This window comes from Herbaspirillum huttiense (genome assembly GCF_047300815.1).
In the GTDB taxonomy this organism is placed as follows: domain Bacteria; phylum Pseudomonadota; class Gammaproteobacteria; order Burkholderiales; family Burkholderiaceae_D; genus Herbaspirillum; species Herbaspirillum huttiense_A.
Map to the genome: position 1 here is coordinate 1,383,600 of NZ_CP178608.1, position 17,938 is coordinate 1,401,537.

Sequence of the window (17,938 nt, forward strand, 5' to 3'; positions counted from 1 at the left end):
CAAAAGGAGACTCAACATGGCAGCCAAGATTTTCAGCACCCCCGAAGTCCAGGACTTCCTGCGCCTGGCCAGCGGCCTCGACACCGAAGGCGGCAGCCCGCGCACCAAGCAGATCGTGCATCGCATCCTGTCCGACCTGTTCAAGACCATCGAAGACCTGGAGATCACCTCCGACGAATACTGGGCCGGCGTGGCCTACATCAATCGCCTGGGCGCTTCCAGCGAAGCCGGCCTGCTCTCGCCGGGTCTGGGCCTGGACCGTTTCCTGGACATGCGCATGGATGCCGAAGACGCCGCCCTGGGCATCACCGGCGGCACCCCGCGCACCATCGAAGGTCCGCTCTACGTGGCCGGTGCGCCGGTGGAGCAGGGCTTCGCGCGCCTGGATGACGGCAGCGACAAGAACGGCCAGACCATCATCATGCACGGCACCGTCTATGGTTCGGACGGCAAGCCCATGGCGGGCGCGCAGGTCGAAGTCTGGCATGCCAACACCAAGGGCTTCTATTCGCACTTCGACCCGACCGGTGAACAGAAGCCCTTCAACATGCGCCGCACCATCATCACCGATGCCCAGGGCCGCTACAAATTCCGCAGCATCATGCCGGCCGCCTATGGCTGTCCGCCGGCTGGCCCCACGCAAGGCCTGCTGAACCAGTTGGGCCGCCACGGCAACCGTCCGGCGCACATCCACTTCTTCGTCACGGCTGACGGCCATCGCAAGCTGACCACCCAGATCAACATCGAAGGCGATCCGCTGATCTATGACGACTTCGCCTACGCCACCCGCGAAGGCCTGGTGCCGCCGCTGGTCGAGCGCACCGATGCGGCCAGCATCAAGGCCGAGGGACTGGAAGGTCCGTTCGCCGAGATCGTCTTCGACATCAGCCTGACCGCGCTGGTCAACGGTGCCGACAACCAGGTCGTGGAGCGTCCGCGCCTGGCCGCCTGATTGCCTGATCGTCCTGCGCCCGCCGCTGGCGCAGGCCAGCCTCATCCCCGCCGACTGCCTTGCCGCGATGGTGTTCCATCGCGACAGGCGGGCTGCACCCTGGAGAAATGACATGACCACCCTTGCCGCCGACAAGTATGACGAGGTCGAGCGCCTGCTCGACACCGCCCTGGACGAAGATGCCACCAACGGCATCTTCCGCTGCCGCCGCGACATCTTCACCAATGCCGACCTGTTCGAGCTGGAGATGAAGCACCTGTTCGAATCGAACTGGGTCTACCTGGCTCACGAGAGCCAGGTGCCCGAGATCAACGATTACTACAGCACCTGGATCGGCCGCCAGCCGGTGGTGGTCACCCGCGACAAGAACGGCGAGCTGCACGCGGTCATCAATGCCTGCGCCCACAAGGGGGCCATGCTGTGCCGTCGCAAGCACGGCAACAAGAGCAGTTTTACTTGCCCGTTCCACGGCTGGACTTTCTCCAACAGCGGCAAGCTGTTGAAGGTCAAGGACGAGAAGACCACCGAATATCCGGTCTCCTTCAACAAGAACGGCTCGCATGACCTGACCCGCGTGGCGCGCTTCCAGAACTATCGCGGCTTCCTCTTCGGCAGCCTCTCGGAAGACGTGCAACCGCTGGAAGAGTACCTGGGCGAGACCCGTGTCATCATCGACCAGATCGTCGACCAGGCCCCCAACGGCCTGGAAGTCCTGCGCGGCAACTCCAGCTACCTGTATGACGGCAACTGGAAGATGCAGATGGAAAATGGTTGCGATGGTTACCATGTCAGCTCGGTGCACTGGAACTACGCGGCCACCATGAGCCGCCGCAAGGAAGGCGGCACCAAGGCCACCGATGCCAACAACTGGAGCAAGGCCGTGGCCGGCGTCTACGGTTTCGAGAACGGCCACATCCTCCTGTGGACCAATACGCTCAATCCGGAAGTGCGCCCGATCTGGAACCAGCGCGAAGAACTGGCCGCCCGCGTGGGCCAGGCGCGCGCCGATACCATCGTGGCCCAGACCCGCAACCTGTGCCTGTATCCCAACGTGTTCCTGATGGACCAGTTCGGCACGCAGATCCGCGTGGCCCGTCCGATCAGCGTGAACCAGACCGAGATCAGCATCTTCTGCTTCGGCCCCAAGGGCGAGAGCGCCGAAGACCGCCGCGTGCGGATTCGCCAGTATGAGGATTTCTTCAATGTCTCCGGCATGGGCACCGCCGATGACCTGGAGGAGTTCCGCGCCTGCCAGGCCGGCTATGCCGGATCGGCCGTGCGCTACAACGACATGAGCCGGGGCGCGCCGCTGTGGAAGCAGGGCCCGGACGAGAATGCGAAGAAGATGGGCATGAACCCCAAACTGAGCGGTGAACGCAGCGAGGACGAAGGCCTCTTCGTCTGCCAGCACCATTACTGGACCGAGCAGATGCGCCAGGCCGTCAGCAAGGAACGCGCAGCCGCAGCGCAAGGAGCACAAGCATGAGCCAACCTGCCCAACTCGATGCGGTCTGCGCTTTCCTCTATCGCGAGGCCCGTTATCTCGACGAACGCCAGTGGGAATCCTGGCTGGAACTGTACGCCCCGGACGCCGAATACTGGATGCCGGCCTGGGACGATGACGACCAGTTGACCGAAGACCCGCAGAGCGAGATCTCGCTGATCTACTATGCCAATCGCGATGGCCTGGAAGACCGTGTCTTCCGCATCAAGACCGAGCGCTCCAGCGCCTCCATGCCGGAGCCGCGTACCAGCCACATGATCGCCAACGTGGAGATCCTGGAAGAGCGCGATGACGTGGTGGAGGTGCGCTACAACTTCCATACGCTGTCGCACCGCTACAAGATCACCGACCAGTTCTTTGGCACCACCCTGGTCAGCTTGCGCAAGACCGAAGGCGGCTTCCAGATCGCCCGCAAGAAGATCGCCCTGAAGAACGACTACATCCGCCAGGTCATCGACGTCTACCACGTCTGACCAGAGCGCAGGAGACATGACATGAGCAGCTATCGCATCGCCCTCAACTTCGAAGACGGGGTGACCCGCATCATTGACTGCGGTCCCAAGGAGAAAGTCCTGGACGCGGCGTTCCGCCAACGCATCAACCTGCCCATGGATTGCTCCGACGGCGTGTGCGGCACCTGCAAGTGCCGCGCCGAAAGCGGACGCTACGACCTGGGCGACGACTACATCGACGATGCTCTGAGCAGCGATGAAGCCGAACAAGGCCTGGTGCTGACCTGCCAGATGATCCCGCAATCCGATTGCGTGGTCGCCGTACCGGTGGCCTCGACCGCCTGCAAGACCGGCAGCGCGAAGTTCGGCGGCAAGGTGGCCGAGGTCACCGCCTTCGGCGAGGCGGCCTTCGAACTGGTGCTGGAGGTGGCGGCCGACGCACCGGCTTTCCTGCCGGGGCAATACGTCAACATCGCCGTGCCGGGCAGTGGCCAGCATCGTTCGTATTCGTTCAGCTCGCCCTCGGGGGCCACGCGCATGCGCTTTCTCATCAAGAACGTGCCGGGTGGCCTGATGAGCAGCTGGCTCAGCAAGGCCGGTGCCGGTGATGCGCTGGAGATGACCGGTCCGCTGGGCAGCTTCTACCTGCGTCCGGTCGACAAGCCCGTGCTGATGCTGGCCGGTGGTACCGGGCTGGCGCCGTTCCTGGCGATGCTGGAGGAGATGGTGCAGCAGGGCGTGCAGCAGCCGGTGCACCTGATCTATGGCGTCACCCGCGACCAGGACCTGGTACTGGTGGATCGTCTTGAAGACCTGGCGAAACGCTTGCCCGGCTTCAGCTTCACCACCTGTGTGGTCGATGCCGCAACCACCCATCCGCGCCAGGGTTACGTGACCCAGCACATGCCCGCCGAGGTCCTGCACGATGGCGCTGTCGATGTCTACCTGTGCGGTCCGCCGCCGATGGTGGAGGCGGTGCAGAAGCACTTCCAGGCCCAGGGCATCGCTCCGGCCAGCTTCCATTACGAGAAGTTCGTCACCAGCCAGCCGGTGGCGGTGGCGGCATGAGCGCAGCGCTCCCCCGCGCCCGCTTCGCCGGCAAGGTGGCGGTGGTCACCGGGGCCGCCCAGGGCATCCTGCGCGGCGTGGCGCTGGGTATCGCCGCCGAAGGCGGCCAGGTGCTGATGGTGGACCGCGCCGGCTTCATCCATGAAGTGGCGATGGAAGCGCCCGAAGGACGGGCCACCGGCTTCGTCGCCGACCTCGAAACCCATGACGGCGCCCAGGCCGCCATGGCCCGCGCCATCGAATTGCATGGCCGCATCGACCTGCTGGTCAACGGCGTGGGCGGTGCCATCCGCATGCGTCCCTTCGCCGAATTCGAAGCGGACCAGATCGATGCCGAGATCCGCCGCTCGCTCATGCCCACCCTCTATGGCTGCCATGCGGTGCTGCCGCACATGTTGCGGGAGGGCCGGGGCACCATCGTCAATGTGTCCTCCAACGCGACGCGCGGCATTCGCCGGGTGCCGTATTCGGCCGCCAAGGGCGGCGTCAATGCCATGACCATGGCACTGGCCATGGAATACGGCGAGCAGGGCATCCGCGTGGTGGCCACGGCCCCCGGCGGTACGCAGGCGCCACCACGGCGCGTGCCGCGCAATGCGCAGGGCGATAGCGCCCAGGAACAGGCGTGGATGCAGGAGGCCGTGCAGCAGGTGACCGGCTCCACCTTCTTCAAACGCTACGCCACGCTGGAAGAGCAGATCGCACCGATCCTCTTCATGGCCTCCGACGAGGCCAGCTACATCACCGGGGCCGTATTGCCGGTCGCCGGTGGCGACAACGGCTGAAGCCGCTCTATCCCCCTCATTGAACGGAGACACCATGTCTGAACGCCAGGCCATCATTCCCGAGGGAATGGAAGACGTCTACGAAAAAATCGGTTATGCACCCGGCGTATTGGTCGGCGATGTTCTATACGTCTCCGGCCAGATCGGGCGCGGTCCCGACATGCAACTGGTGGAGCCGCGCGAAGCCCAGATCGTGCAGGCCTTCGAAAACCTCAAGCGGGTGCTGGAGAAGGCCGGCGGCACGCTGGAGGATATCGTCGACCTCTCCACCTTCCATACCGACATGCGCGACCTGCCCTTGTTCATCAAGGTGCGCAACCGCTACCTGAACACTTATCCGCTGCCAGCCTGGACGGCCATTGGCGCGCACATGCTCGGCGGTGCGCCGGGCTACATCATCGAGATCAAGGCGGTGGCGCATCTGCGCAAGAAGGGGCAGGCCTGAATCGCACCGGATGACTGCAAGAAAAACGCCGGGCACAACAAACACAAGAACACAAAACAACGCCAATCCCGCAAGACAAACGACAACGGAGGAGACCCATGAAGACCCAGGAAGTGAGCCAGATCATCGATGGCGCGCGTTTCACGAAATTCCACTGGATGGTGATGTGCCTGTGCGCATTGCTGCTGGTGTTCGACGGTTATGACCTGTTCATCTACGGCGCCGTGCTGCCGGTGCTGATGAAGGAGTGGTCCCTGTCGCCGGTGCAGGCCGGTGCGCTGGGCAGCTATGCGCTCTTCGGCATGATGTTCGGTGCCTTCGTCTTTGGCCCACTGGCCGACCGCATCGGCCGCAAGAAGGGCGTGGCAATCAGCTTCGTGCTCTTCAGCGTCTCCACCTTCCTGAGCGGCTTTGCCACTTCGCCCGGTGAGTTTGGCATCTTCCGCTTCCTCGCCGGCCTCGGTTGCGGCGGCCTGATGCCCAATGCCGTGGCGCTGATGAATGAATACGCACCCAAGCGCCTGCGCAGCACCCTGGTGGCCATCATGTTCAGCGGCTACTCGCTGGGCGGCGTGCTGTGTGCGGGCCTGGGCATCTGGATGCTGCCCAACTTCGGCTGGCAATCGATGTTCTTCGCCGCCGCCGTACCGCTGGTGCTGCTGCCGGTGATCCTGTGGAAGCTGCCGGAATCGGTCGGCTTCCTGCTGCGTGCGGGCAAGCAGGAGCAGGCCCGTGCCATGCTGGCGCAGGTCGCGCCGCAAGCGGCGCTGGGTGCCGATGTGCAGCTGGTGCAGAGTGATGCCAAGGGGTCCGGTGCACCGATGCTGGACTTGTTCAAGCAGGAGCGCACCCTCGGCACGCTGATGATCTGGGTCGCCTTCTTCTGCTGCCTGCTGATGGTCTATGCGCTGGGCTCGTGGCTGCCCAAGCTGATGGCCAGCGCCGGGTACAGCCTGGGGTCGTCGCTGTCCTTCCTGCTGGCGCTCAACTTCGGCGGCGTGGTCGGTGCCATTGGCGGCGGCTGGCTGGGTGACCGCTTTCCCTTGCCCAAGGTGGTGGTGAGTTTCTTCGCAGTCGGCACGGTGGCCATTGCGCTCTTGGGCTTCAACAGCCCGACCCCGGTGCTGTACCTGCTCATCATCGTGGCCGGTGCAACCACCATCGGCACACAGATCCTGCTGTATGCCAATACGGCCCAGTTCTATCCGCTGGCCATCCGCTCCACGGGCCTGGGCTGGGCGTCCGGTGTGGGCCGCTCGGGGGCCATCGTCGGTCCCCTGCTGGGCGGTGCATTGATGGCGGCAGCGCTGCCGCTGAAGATGAATTTCCTGGTCTTCGCGGTACCGGGGCTGGTCGCCGCACTGGCCATGGGCATCTTCCTGCTGCGCTATCGTCATGGCCAGCGTGCCGTGACGGCCGAGGCCGCGCCGACCGTGACGGCTACGCCGGTTTCGCGCAGCGTTTAAGATCGTAGCTGGTCAAGCCGGTCCGGCACCTGGGATATTGATCCACGGGTGCCGGACCTTTTCTGCGTTCATGCTGCTGCTTTTCGCAAGGAAGCTTCAATGGTTCAACGACAAGGCTCGCTCACCGCATGGGTGGCGGGTTTTCTGGCAGTCCTGATTTCCTATGCCGGTCCGCTGGTGATTTTCGTGCAGGCGGCCCATGCCGGCCAGGTGCCGCAGGCGCAACTGGTGTCCTGGGTGTGGGGCATCTCCATGGGGGCGGGCGTGAGCGGCCTGCTGCTGAGCTGGTGGTTCAGGATGCCCATCATCACGGCCTGGTCGGCACCGGGCACGGCCCTGCTGCTGAGCCTCTTTCCCGCAGTGGGCATGCCGGAAGTGGTGGGGGCTTACCTGATGGCGGCCGTCATCCTGATCGTCATCGGCGTGACCGGCTGCTTTGAAAAAATTCTCGCCTTCATCCCCAAGGGCATTGCGGCCGGCATGATGGCCGGCATCCTGTTCCAGTTCGGGGTGCAGGCCTTTCGCTCCAGCGTGGGTGCGCCGCTGATGGTGTTTGCCATGCTGGCCGCTTATCTCGCAGGCCGCCGCTGGTGGCCGCGCTACGGCATCGTGGTGGTGGCACTGACCGGTTTCGCAGTGGCCTTTGCCGGCGGCCGCACCGAACTGGGTGCCCTCCAGCTGGAATTGGCACAGCCGGTCTTCATCGCCCCGCACTTCAGCCTTGGCATGTTCTTCAGCCTGACGGTGCCGCTGGTGCTGGTGAGCCTGACCGGCCAGTTCCTGCCGGGCATGGCGGTGCTGCAACTGGCGGGCTACCATCCGCCCACCCGCGCCGTGGTCACCGGCACTGCGCTGGCCTCGCTGCTGACGGCCTGCTTCGGCGGCATCACCATCGTACTGGCCGCCATCACGGCGGCGCTCTGTACCGGCAAGGATGCGCATCCGGACCCGGGCCGGCGCTATATCGCCGGTATTGCCAACGGCGTCTTCTATCTCATCGGCGGCACCTTTGCGGCCTCCATCGTGACGCTGTTTGCCGCCTTTCCCAAGGAACTGATCGCGGCCCTGGCCGGGCTGGCACTGATCGGTGCCATCGTGTCCAACATCCGCCTGATGAGCGAGGACGGCAGCCATGCCGAACCCGCCGTCATCACCTTTCTCGCGACTGCGTCCGGCATGACCCTGTTCGGACTGGGCGCGGCCTTCTGGGGCGTGGTCATCGGCATGGCCGCGCACTGGCTGATCGGCCGTCCCGCCCGGAAAAAATGAAAACATGGAGACCCCCCAATGACCCCTCAGCAAGAATCCTTTGATCCGCTCGCCAGCGAAGTCCTGGCCGTGGTGCCGGGCCGCGCGCATGACCTGGCGCGCCTGCGCGTGCTGGCGCAAGTGCAGGCCGCGCCAACCGTGACGGTGGTCGGCAAGTACAACCACGGCAAGAGCCGCCTGCTCAACGAACTCATGGGGCGCGACGTGTTTGCGGTGGCCGACCGGCGCGAGACGGTCACGCTGTCCGAACACCATCACGCCGAACTGCGCTGGCTGGATGCGCCGGGGCTCGACGCCGACGTCGCCCTGCAGGATGACAGCCACGCCCAGGAAGCCACCTGGCTGCAGGCCGATGTGCGCCTGTTCGTGCATGCGGCCAAGGAAGGTGAACTGGATGCGGCCGAACGCCATCTGCTGCAGGCCCTGCGTGAAGACCAGCAGCGCACGCAGCGGCAGACGCTGTTCGTGCTCACGCAGGTGGACCAGATGAGCGACGACGAGCAGCTGGCCAAGGTCAGTGCCGCCATCCTTGCGCAGGCACCGGGGCTCACGCTGCATCCGGTGTCCTCCACGCGGCATCGCAGTGGCGTGGAAGGCGGCAAGTCGCTGCTGCTGCAGCGTAGCGGCATTCCGGCGCTGCAGGCCTTGTTGCGTGACGTGGTGGAGCAGGTGCCGGGTGCGCGCCGACATGAGCGCAATTTGCTCTTCACCGAGATCGGCCAGCAGGTACGGCAGCAACAGGATGCGCTGGAGAGCGGGCTGCAAACGTTGCGCCAGCGCCAGCAACAGCAACGCCAGGATTTCGAGCAAGGGTTGCAGGCCGTGCTGGAGAAAGTGCATCAGGATTTGCTCCCGGTGGTCGAGTTTCAGGGGGACGATCCCGCGCTGGTACCCGATACCGCCGCCGACGAATTCAAGCTCACCGCCGGCAAGCGCGAGCGGGCGCGCATCCACGTCGCTTATTCCCGCGCCTGCATCGCCATTCGTGCGCACCTGATCCAGCATGGCGTGGAAGGACTGCCGGCCAGCCAGCAGACCTCGGTAGCCAGCCTCGATACGGTGATGGTGGCCGTGCTGGGCATCTCCATCAAATACCGCGCCGAGCTGCGCCGCCGTTTCTGTGAACCGGCAGGGCAGGCGCAATTGAAAGAGGCCTTCCTGCACTACTACGAACTGTCGGAAGACCGCCAGGCCCTGCAACAGCAGATCGCCATCGGCCAGGCCGAGTTGCACGCGCATGCGCGCGCGCAGCAGGCGCTGGCGCGGTTGCGCGAAGGAGAGGGCGCATGAGCCGCGAAGAACAGCGTTTCATCGACTCCATCGGCCGCACCGGCCAGGGCGAGGCCGACCTGCAGCCCGTGCTCTCTGCATTGCGTGATTGGCTTGGTGCGCTGGGGCAGGCCTTTGAAGCCGCCCCGCTGCCGGCCAGCGGCCTGCAGTCGGCCAGCCCCATGTCGCGCCGTATCGCCGCCTTGCACGAAGACCGTATCCATCAGGCCCGGCGCCGCGAGCAACAGTGGATTGCCCTCGCTCCCGCCCGTGCGCTGGCCCAGCGCTTCGAAGGCAAGCTCATGCTGCTGGTGTTCGGCAAGTTCAATGCCGGTAAAAGCTCGCTGTGCAACTTTCTCGCACAGCGCTTCCGCGAGCGCCAGCAGGCGGTGCAGTATTTCCACCTGCAAGGCGGCCAATTGGTGGAGAGTGAAGAAGCTTTCCATGAGGGCGCTATCGAAACCACGGCGCGCCTGCAGGGCGTCTGCCTGGGCGACGGGCTGGTGCTGCTGGACACCCCCGGCCTGCATTCGGCCACCGGCGAGAATGCCGCCCTGACGCAGCGTTTCCTCGACAGTGCCGATGCGGTGCTGTGGCTGACCAGTTCGACTTCGCCCGGACAGGTGCAGGAACTCGACGAACTGGCGCGCGAACTGCGCCGTGGCAAGCCGCTGCTGCCGGTACTTACGCGCAGCGACGTCATCGATGAGGATGAGGTGGATGGCCAGATCGTCAAATGCCTGCGCAACAAATCCGATGCCAATCGCGCCGACCAGGAAGCCGACGTGCGTGTGCGTGCTGCCGAGAAACTGCAGGCGCTGGGCGTGGCGCTGCATCAGCTCAAGGCCCCTGTGTCGGTCTCTGCCTATGTAGCCCGCACTGGCGGCGCGGATGAGCAAGCGATGCTCGGCGCCGGTTTTGAACGCCTCTATGCCGCGCTCTCCGAGCTGCTGGCGCCGGCCCTGGCCTACCGTGACCGCAAGCCGGCCGAAGTGCTGCTGCATCATCTTCAGGAGGATGTACTGGCGCCCCTGCAGGGACAGACCTTGCCGGCGCTGCAGGCCTTGCAGCAGCTGCTGGGGAGCGAACTGGCTGCGCTGCCCGCCCAGCGCGCCCGCATCGTGCAACTGGCCTGGCGCGAAGTGATGCCTGGTGTACCGGCCTTGCTGGAGCAGCATGCCGCCAGCGGCGCGGTGGATGCCGTACTGGCCCACTTGCAGCCGCAGTTGCTGCACGCCTTCGACCGCCACGCACGCGCCGTGCTGGACAGCCATGTGCTGGCCACGCCAGCACCGGTGGCGCTGGTCCTGCCTGCGGGCAGCGGATACGAACGCGTAGCCGACGACTTGCCGCCGTCCTATGAAAAACTGTACGAAGCGCTCAGTCAAAGCGTACTGGCCACCCTGGAGCAACTGGCCGATGAAGTGGCAGGGCACTGTACTGCCCGCATGGCGCTACTGTCTGATGCAGTGTCCGCGCAGCAGGACCTCATCGAGGAGCACGCGCGGCGGCTGGCCTGCATTGAACAACAGTTGCGGCCGGTACCGGAGGAAATGGCGCAGCGCTGATGTCGCCATCGGCCCGGAATCTTTTGTCGTGTTAAGGATCACTTAATTTTGCAGACCTACAGTAGCTGCATCGGCGGCCAGCTCAGCAGTGGAGCGGCCCCGATGGCAGCGCTTTCATCCTGAACCACGACAAGGAGCCATCATGGACATCAACAAGATCACCGCCATCAGTGCCATCGTCTTCGGTCTGGCCGGCATGGCGGCCCCCCTGACCCACGCCCAGGACATGCAGGGCTCGGTGGCCTACATGAACGGCGGCATCGGCGCCGGCGAACAGGCCAAGCTGCGTGAAGCGGCCAAGGACTACAACCTGCGCCTGCTGTTTTCCGAAGCCAAGGACGGTGCCTACGTCAGCAACGTCAAGCTGGACGTGGCCGACCATCACGGCAAGAGCGTCTTCAGCCTGCCCGGCGCCGGCCCCATGACCAACATCAAGCTGCCCAAGGGCGACTACGAAATCACCGCCGTCTACAACGGCGTCAAGAAGACCAGCAAGGTCAGCGTGGGTGAGAAGCCCGTCTCGCTCAGCTTGAACTGGGCGCATCAGGACAACTGAGTCCCGGCGCATTCATCGGCCGATCATCGGCCGTTTCCCCCGCCCGTTCGAACCTCACCCATAGCCCGCCTGGCAGAGCGGGCTATGGGTGTTTGATCGCATCTGCCAGCGCCTGAGAAGAATGACAATTTTGTCATTCAACCGTCATTCGAATGACGTTTTGCTTTGCCTAAAATCAATTTCCCCCTTCAATGACGTCTTTCAGGTGCACATTCCCATGATGAACACATTCCTCCCCCGCGTTGTCCGCATCGCGCTTGTCCCGGCATTGCTGGCCAGCCAGTTGATCGCTTCGTCGGCCATGGCGCAGACGCCGCAGCAGGTCGGCATCCGTGGCGCCATCGTCTCGGTCAGCAAGGATCAGCTGGTGATCAAGACTAACAAGGGCGCCGAGCAGAACGTGATGCTCGACAAGGACACCCGCGTGGCCGCCATTTCGATTGCCGACATCAACGACATCAAGCCCGGCAGCTACATCGGCGCGGCCGGCATCCCGCAGCCGGACGGTTCCCAGAAGGCGCTGGAAGTGCACGTCTTCCCGCCCGCCATGGCCGGCACCGGCGACGGCCATCGTCCCTTCGACCTGGCGCCCAACAGCACCATGACCAATGGCACCGTGGGTGACGTGGTGGCCAGCCAGGGCCGCACCCTGACGCTGAAATACAAGGGCGGCGAGAAGAAGATCGTGGTGCCCGAGGATGTGCCCGTGGTCAGCATCGAAGCCGGTGACCGCTCGCTGCTGGCTGCAGGCGTGAAGGTAGTGGTGCGCGCCCGCAAGAACGCCGATGGCAGCCTGACCGCCAACAGCGTGAGCGCCGGCAAGAACGGCATCACCCCGCCGATGTAAGCAGGTGCCGCGATGCCCCGTTCACCCGTTCTTCATCCGCTGGCCGTGCGCATTGCCCACTGGCTCAATGCCGTGGCCATCGCCTGCATGATCAGCAGTGGCTGGGGCATCTACAACGCCTCGCCCATCTTCGGCTTCAAGTTTGCTTCCTGGATGACCCTGGGTGGCTGGCTGGGCGGCGCCATCGCCTGGCACTTTGCGGCGATGTGGCTGCTGGTGGCCAATGGCCTGTTCTACCTGCTCTATGGCAGCGTGAGCGGGCACTTCCGCCGCCACCTGCTGCCGCTGCGCGCGACCGAGGTGGTGAGCGATGCGGTGCAGGCCATGCGCTTTCGCCTGCCGCACCAGCCGGGCGTCTACAACGCGGTGCAGAAGCTGCTGTACTGGGCGGTGATCCTGCTGGGCATCCTGGCGGTGCTGTCGGGTCTGGCGCTGTGGAAGCCGGTGCAACTGGACTGGCTGGCCGATCTCTTCGGCGGCTTCGACTTTGCGCGCAAGGTGCATTTCGCCGCGATGGCCGGTATCGCCGGCTTCGTGGTGGTGCACCTGGCCCTGGTGGCCATCGTTCCCAAGACCCTCATCCCGATGTTCACCGGAGGGGCTGACCACAAGGCCAATGCATCATGAACGACAAGGACGAACGCAAGACCCCGCCGGCGGAGAAGACCGGCAAGATCCTGCTGGCCGACCATCGCCCGGCGCTGTTGAACGTGCAGCGCCGCCTGATGCTGCGCTCGGCGCTCTCGGTAGGGGCGCTGTCGATGCTCTCGGGCTGCGACCTGCAGGACAACGACAGCGTGGACAAGGTCCTGTGGGCCATGTCGCGCTGGAATGACCGGGTGCAGGCGCTGCTGTTCCGGGGCCAGAAACTGGCGCCGACCTACGCGGCCAGCCAGATCACCAATCCGTTTCCCTTCAATGCCTTCTATGACGAGTTCAACGCGCCCGACATCGATGGCAGCGACTGGAAGCTGGAAGTCTCGGGCCTGGTCAGCGACAAGCGCAGCTGGACCCTGGAGCGCCTGCGCGCACTGCCGCAGGCGGCGCAGATCACGCGCCACATCTGCATCGAAGGATGGAGCGCCATCGGCCAATGGTCGGGCGTGCCGCTGAGCTTGTTCCTGCAGGCGGTCGGCGCCGATCTCACCGCGAAATACGTGGGCTTCAAATGTGCGGACCGGTATTACTCCAGCCTGGACATGCCCACGGCGCTGCATCCGCAGACCATCCTGGCACTGGACTTCGGCAAGGAGGCGCTGCCCACGCAATACGGCTATCCCTTGAAGGTACGTGTGCCGACCAAGCTGGGCTTCAAGAATCCCAAGCATGTGGTGGCCATCTTCGTGAGCAACCAGAACCCCGGTGGCTACTGGGAAGACCAGGGCTACAACTGGTTCAGCGGGATCTGAAGCGCGGATTCCCCAAGACGGAATCCGGACGGCGGAAACCGGGCGGCAGATCAGCCCCGGTTCTGCCGGAGTCTTTCCAGATCTTCCGGCGTATCGACATCCGTAAAAATCCCTGCATCCTCCACCGCAATCTCCACCAGCGCCGGGCTCTCCAGCAAGGCCCGCGCGCCGCGATCTCCCTGCAGTGACAGCAAGGCCGGCAGATGCGACTGCGCAAAGCCGGCCGGATTGCCGCGCCGCCCCTGCATCACCGGCACCACCATCGACGCCCCCGCCGCCAGCGCATCGCGCAAGCGCCGCACGGTGTCCGGCTGCACGCGCGGCATGTCGGCCAGCGCCACCAGCCATGCCGACGCATCAGCGCTGTGCTGCAGACCGCAGCGCAGGGAGGCGCTCATCTCACGCGGCCCATCCTTGCCGGTCATGCAGACCGTGCAGCCCAGCGCGCGCAGCGCATCGGCCAGCCGTCCTTCTCCATGCACCACGGCCTGCACCGGCATGACTTCCAGCAAGGCCGCCGCCGTAGCGGTAGCCACCATGCCGGGGCGGCCATCGTGATGGACGAAGGGCTGCAACAGTTTTTCTTCATGATCGCCAAAGCGGCTGCCGCGGCCGGCGGCCAGCAGCAGGGCGAGGGGGGAGGAGGGCGTCGGCATGGTGCGGCAAGGCTCCGAAAACGGGAAGACAAGCGGCCATTGTGCCCAAGTTTGGCCCGGCACGCGGCCATGGCCTGGATGATCCAGCTTGCTGTGCCAGCAACACGCCGCCGGGCGCGGCCCGCCATCGCATCCGCGCCACAAAAATTAATGTTTTACATTTCATAATGTTTCCGCCCTGCTAAATTGCCCTATCCTTGCCTGGCAAGGGGTTGCGGATTGCGTTGCCGTAACGGCATACCATGTTTCTTCTTTTTGATATGGTCGCCTCGGCAGTGCGCTCCTAGAATCGAGGCGGCATTACCGGACGGCAAGGGCTGGCACCGGTCTTGCTGGGGCATCAGGGGGCACACCGGACGGCCGGGGAAAATCCGTCTTCGGGGCGCCATACACAACAGGTGGGATGGGAAGAAGCAAATGATCAAGAACATACGTATCGGCTCGCGCCTGGGGGCGGGTTTTGCCGTGGTGCTGGTGTTTTCCATGGTGGTGGCGGCCGTCGGCATCTGGCGCCTCAAGACGGTGGCGCAGCAGACGCAGCAGATGATGGACGTGCCGCTGAAGACCGAACGGCTGGTTTCGCAATGGAACACGCTGCTGCTCATCGCCATCCAGCGCACCACCACCGTGGTCAAGAGCCGCGACCCTGAACTGGAAGCCTTCCTGGCCAAGGAAGCCGCCGCCTCCAGCAAGGAGTCTGCACAGACCCTGAAGGACGTGGAGCAGCTGCTCACCAGCGAGGAAGAGAAGAAGCGCTTCGAGGCCATCAATGTGGCGCGCAAGCAGTTCCTCGCCATCCGCGACCAGATCTACGCGGCCAAGAAGGAGGGCGATGCGGCCAAGGTGGACCAGCTCTACCAGCAGCAATACGTGGGCATCGCCAACAACACCCAGGGCGCCATGCGCTCCTTGCTGGATTTCGAACGGGCGCGCATCGATGAAATCTCTGCCGACATCCAGCAGGATGCGGCCAGCAGCCAGTGGCAGATCTTCGCGCTGGAAGCGGTGATCCTGGCCTGTGGCATCGCCTTCGCACTGCTGCTCACGCGCAGCATCACGCGGCCGGTACACGCGGCGCTGGCCATCTCGCAACGCGTGGCCGCCGGTGACCTGACCTCGCGCGCCCAGCCCATGGGCCAGGATGAACTGGGCCAGCTGGTGGCCTCGCTGCAGGGCATGAGCGAGCGCCTGCACGGCGTGGTCTCCACCGTGCGCCTGGGGGCCGACAGTATCGCCGTGGCCTCGGGTGAAATCGCCAACGGCAACCTCGACCTCTCGGCCCGCACCGAAGAGCAGGCCGGTGCGCTGGAAGAGACGGCGGCCTCCATCGAGCAGCTCACGTCCAGCGTGCGCACCAATTCCGAGAACGCGCATCAGGCCAATGACCTGGTGAAGTCGGCGGCCTCCGTTGCAGGGCAGGGCGGCCAGGTGATGCAGGAGCTCATCGACACCATGGGCAACATCAATGCCTCCTCGCGCAAGATCGTCGACATCATCGGCGTGATCGATGGCATCGCTTTCCAGACCAACATCCTGGCGCTCAATGCGGCCGTGGAGGCAGCACGTGCCGGCGAGCAGGGCCGTGGCTTCGCGGTGGTGGCTTCCGAAGTGCGCGGCCTGGCGCAGCGCTCGGCTTCAGCGGCCAAGGAGATCAAGCAGTTGATCGATGATTCGGTCTCCAATGTCTCTGCCGGCAGCGCATTGGTGGAACGGGCCGGCAAGACCATGCAGGAAGTGGTGGGCAGCGTGCAGGGCGCGCATGCGCTGGTGGGCGAGATCAGCACCGCCAGCCGCGAGCAGGCCGAAGGCATCCATCAGGTCAACCAGGCGGTGAGCCAGATGGATGGCGTGACCCAGCAGAACGCGGCGCTGGTGGAGCAGGCGGCTGCAGCGGCAAAGTCGCTGGAAGACCAGGCGGGGCAATTGAAGCGGGCGGTGGCCTTCTTTGCCTTGCAGGCGGCGTAGGCCAAACGGGGGCAACGGCAAATAGTGGAAGGGGCCGCAGCATGCTGCGGCCCTTTTCATGCAGGCTCAGGAATGATCAGCAAGGATCAGAAAGAATCAGGCCGCCTTGAGAAATTCCGGCCCGAAATCCATCAGCACGTCACGCACCAGCGTGGCCGTGCTCTGGCAGCCCAGCTTGTCCTTGACGCTGGCGCGATGCACATCCACCGTCTTGACGCTGATGTTGAGGTCGCGCGCGATGAGCTTGCTGGACTGGCCCATGATGACCTTCTCCAGGATCTCGCGTTCGCGTGCGGTGAGGGTCTTCAGGCGCGCTTTGAGCTGCTGGCGGCGCTCGCGGGCGTGCATGTTGCCGGCCACGTTCTTGAGCGTCATCTGGATGCGCTCCAGCATCTGCTGCGAGTTGTAGGGTTTTTCCAGGAAATCGACCGCGCCATTGTGCAGGGCGCGCACCGACATGGGAATGTCGCCATGGCCCGAGACGAAGATCACGGGGATGTCGGCCCCGATCTCCTTCAAGCGATCCTGCAGCTGGAAGCCGCTGATTTCGGGCATGCGCACGTCCAGGATCAGGCAGGACAGGCTGTTGGCGTCATAGGCTTTCAAGAAGGCCTCGGGGCCATCGAAGCATTCGGTCCGGATATTGACCGAGCTCAGCAGCCAGGCCAGCGAAGTCCGAACGGCTTCGTCATCATCGACGATGTAGACCACCGGCGGGTTGGTTTCCATCTGCACTCCTCGTCTCGTCAAAATGGTGCCGGCTTGCACCGGCGCTATTTCCGACCCTCTCGATTTCTTGATGGACTGGTCGGCACAAATCAAATCGTCATGCTTTGACTTATGCAAAAAGCAGGCCTGAAATTCTTGGGATCAGCGACACTGTAACACCCCCGTCCTGACGATGGTCTAGGTATTTTTACCTAGATCGTCTGCCGCAATCCCCTGTGGGGCGGGCGTGTGGCACGGATTGCCCGCACCATGGGCATGCCTTAACCTGCTGTCATCGAGCGCCGTGCTTCATCGGCGTGCATAACAGGGAGATCCCATGAGCACCACCGCCATCCAAAAAGAAACGCCATCCGCACCCGTGGTGCGCGCCCCCCTTGCTGCCGAGCAACTGGAATTCCGCAATGCCATGGCGCACCTGCCGGCCGCCGTGTCCATCATCACCACCGATGGCGAAGGCGGCCGTTGCGGCATCACCGCCTCGGCCGTCTGTTCGGTGACCGATACGCCGCCCACGATCCTGGTGTGCATCAATCGCGGCAGCGCCATGCATGACGTGTTCAAGAAGAATGGACGGCTGTGCGTGAATGTCTTGTCGGACGAGCTCGAGCAACTGGCCATGCACTTCTCCGGTGCCACCAAGGTCCCGATGGAAGAGCGTTTCGGCTGGGATATCTGGGAAGAGCCGGGCGAACTGGGGCAGCCGGTGCTGGCTGATGCGCTGGTGAAGCTCCAGGGGCGCATCCGCGAATTCAAGGAAGTGGGCACGCACTCGGTGATGTTCGTGGAGCTGGCCGAGGTCAAGGTCAATGAGAAGAAGGACAGCCTCATCTATTTCAATCGGCTGTTCCACAAGGTCAAGCGCACGGCGCTCTGAGATTGTTTCCCTTGAGTTAAAGATGAATGCCGTTCAGCGCAATGCTGAACGGCATTCATGCTTTCAGGCGCTCATATCCGGACCAAAAAAAACCGTTCGGATCGGGTAGCGGCTGCGTGGCTAC

The 17,938-nt window shown here is 64.2% G+C and carries 18 protein-coding genes; 16 read left to right on the forward strand and 2 right to left on the reverse strand.

Features of this window, described 5'->3' with window-relative positions; translation table 11 throughout:
• Nucleotides 1-16: 16 nt before the first annotated feature.
• The 14 genes from catA (at nucleotide 17) to ACLRDN_RS06420 (ending at nucleotide 13,590) form a co-directional block, all read left to right on the forward strand.
• The gene (catA, locus tag ACLRDN_RS06355) at nucleotides 17-952 is read left to right on the forward strand and encodes a catechol 1,2-dioxygenase (protein ID WP_413459449.1); all 936 of its coding nucleotides are present in this window, start codon (nucleotides 17-19) and stop codon (nucleotides 950-952) included.
• A 112-nt stretch (nucleotides 953-1,064) separates the two neighbouring features.
• Nucleotides 1,065-2,438 (forward strand): Rieske 2Fe-2S domain-containing protein, encoded by a 1,374-nt coding sequence (locus tag ACLRDN_RS06360; RefSeq protein WP_413459450.1) that lies wholly within the window; start codon nucleotides 1,065-1,067, stop codon nucleotides 2,436-2,438.
• Complete coding sequence (benB, locus tag ACLRDN_RS06365; protein WP_413459451.1) at nucleotides 2,435-2,929, forward strand: benzoate 1,2-dioxygenase small subunit; 495 nt, start codon at nucleotides 2,435-2,437, stop codon at nucleotides 2,927-2,929. The genes ACLRDN_RS06360 and benB overlap by 4 nt, the downstream gene beginning before the upstream one ends.
• A gap of 21 nt (nucleotides 2,930-2,950) precedes the next feature.
• On the forward strand, nucleotides 2,951-3,976 hold the full coding sequence (gene benC, locus ACLRDN_RS06370; RefSeq protein WP_413459452.1) for a benzoate 1,2-dioxygenase electron transfer component BenC: 1,026 nt from the start codon (nucleotides 2,951-2,953) through the stop codon (nucleotides 3,974-3,976).
• Complete coding sequence (benD, locus tag ACLRDN_RS06375; protein ID WP_413459453.1) at nucleotides 3,973-4,761, forward strand: benzoate diol dehydrogenase BenD; 789 nt, start codon at nucleotides 3,973-3,975, stop codon at nucleotides 4,759-4,761. The genes benC and benD overlap by 4 nt, the downstream gene beginning before the upstream one ends.
• Nucleotides 4,762-4,795: 34 nt before the next feature.
• Nucleotides 4,796-5,206: a RidA family protein gene (locus ACLRDN_RS06380; RefSeq protein WP_413459454.1), complete on the forward strand. Its 411-nt coding sequence runs from the start codon at nucleotides 4,796-4,798 to the stop codon at nucleotides 5,204-5,206.
• A gap of 98 nt (nucleotides 5,207-5,304) precedes the next feature.
• Complete coding sequence (locus ACLRDN_RS06385) at nucleotides 5,305-6,672, forward strand: MFS transporter (protein WP_413459455.1); 1,368 nt, start codon at nucleotides 5,305-5,307, stop codon at nucleotides 6,670-6,672.
• Nucleotides 6,673-6,720: 48 nt separating this feature from the next.
• On the forward strand, nucleotides 6,721-7,941 hold the full coding sequence (locus tag ACLRDN_RS06390) for a benzoate/H(+) symporter BenE family transporter (protein WP_413459456.1): 1,221 nt from the start codon (nucleotides 6,721-6,723) through the stop codon (nucleotides 7,939-7,941).
• An 18-nt stretch (nucleotides 7,942-7,959) separates the two neighbouring features.
• Nucleotides 7,960-9,231, forward strand: a complete 1,272-nt coding sequence (locus tag ACLRDN_RS06395; protein ID WP_413459457.1) for a GTPase — start codon at nucleotides 7,960-7,962, stop codon at nucleotides 9,229-9,231.
• A complete protein-coding gene (locus ACLRDN_RS06400; protein WP_413459458.1) occupies nucleotides 9,228-10,778 on the forward strand; it encodes a dynamin family protein in 1,551 nt (516 codons plus the stop codon). Before ACLRDN_RS06395 ends, ACLRDN_RS06400 begins: the two co-directional genes overlap by 4 nt.
• 142 nt (nucleotides 10,779-10,920) lie before the next feature.
• On the forward strand, nucleotides 10,921-11,334 hold the full coding sequence (locus tag ACLRDN_RS06405) for a hypothetical protein (protein ID WP_413459459.1): 414 nt from the start codon (nucleotides 10,921-10,923) through the stop codon (nucleotides 11,332-11,334).
• Nucleotides 11,335-11,551: 217 nt separating this feature from the next.
• Nucleotides 11,552-12,181 carry a DUF5666 domain-containing protein gene (locus ACLRDN_RS06410; protein WP_413459460.1) on the forward strand — a complete coding sequence of 210 codons (630 nt, stop codon included), beginning with the start codon at nucleotides 11,552-11,554 and terminating at the stop codon, nucleotides 12,179-12,181.
• Between the two features lie 12 nt (nucleotides 12,182-12,193).
• Nucleotides 12,194-12,808 carry a cytochrome b/b6 domain-containing protein gene (locus tag ACLRDN_RS06415; RefSeq protein WP_413459461.1) on the forward strand — a complete coding sequence of 205 codons (615 nt, stop codon included), beginning with the start codon at nucleotides 12,194-12,196 and terminating at the stop codon, nucleotides 12,806-12,808.
• The gene (locus ACLRDN_RS06420) at nucleotides 12,805-13,590 is read left to right on the forward strand and encodes a molybdopterin-dependent oxidoreductase (RefSeq protein ID WP_413459462.1); all 786 of its coding nucleotides are present in this window, start codon (nucleotides 12,805-12,807) and stop codon (nucleotides 13,588-13,590) included. Before ACLRDN_RS06415 ends, ACLRDN_RS06420 begins: the two co-directional genes overlap by 4 nt.
• A gap of 50 nt (nucleotides 13,591-13,640) precedes the next feature.
• On the opposite strand, the gene ACLRDN_RS06425 is transcribed toward ACLRDN_RS06420, so the two are convergent.
• Entirely contained in the window at nucleotides 13,641-14,246 is a 606-nt protein-coding gene (locus tag ACLRDN_RS06425) for a nucleotidyltransferase family protein (RefSeq protein WP_413459463.1), read from the reverse strand.
• A 417-nt stretch (nucleotides 14,247-14,663) separates the two neighbouring features.
• On the opposite strand from ACLRDN_RS06425, the gene ACLRDN_RS06430 reads away from it, so the two are divergent.
• The gene (locus tag ACLRDN_RS06430; RefSeq protein WP_413459464.1) at nucleotides 14,664-16,211 is read left to right on the forward strand and encodes a methyl-accepting chemotaxis protein; all 1,548 of its coding nucleotides are present in this window, start codon (nucleotides 14,664-14,666) and stop codon (nucleotides 16,209-16,211) included.
• 96 nt (nucleotides 16,212-16,307) lie between these two features.
• Here the strand turns inward: ACLRDN_RS06430 and ACLRDN_RS06435 are convergent, their stop codons facing one another.
• Nucleotides 16,308-16,940, reverse strand: coding sequence for a response regulator transcription factor (locus tag ACLRDN_RS06435; RefSeq protein ID WP_276840897.1), 633 nt, complete (start codon nucleotides 16,938-16,940; stop codon nucleotides 16,308-16,310).
• Nucleotides 16,941-17,256: 316 nt separating this feature from the next.
• Here ACLRDN_RS06435 and hpaC point away from each other — a divergent pair, with 316 nt between their 5' ends.
• Nucleotides 17,257-17,814, forward strand: a complete 558-nt coding sequence (gene hpaC / locus ACLRDN_RS06440) for a 4-hydroxyphenylacetate 3-monooxygenase, reductase component (protein WP_252696961.1) — start codon at nucleotides 17,257-17,259, stop codon at nucleotides 17,812-17,814.
• The last annotated feature ends 124 nt before the right edge of the window (nucleotides 17,815-17,938 follow it).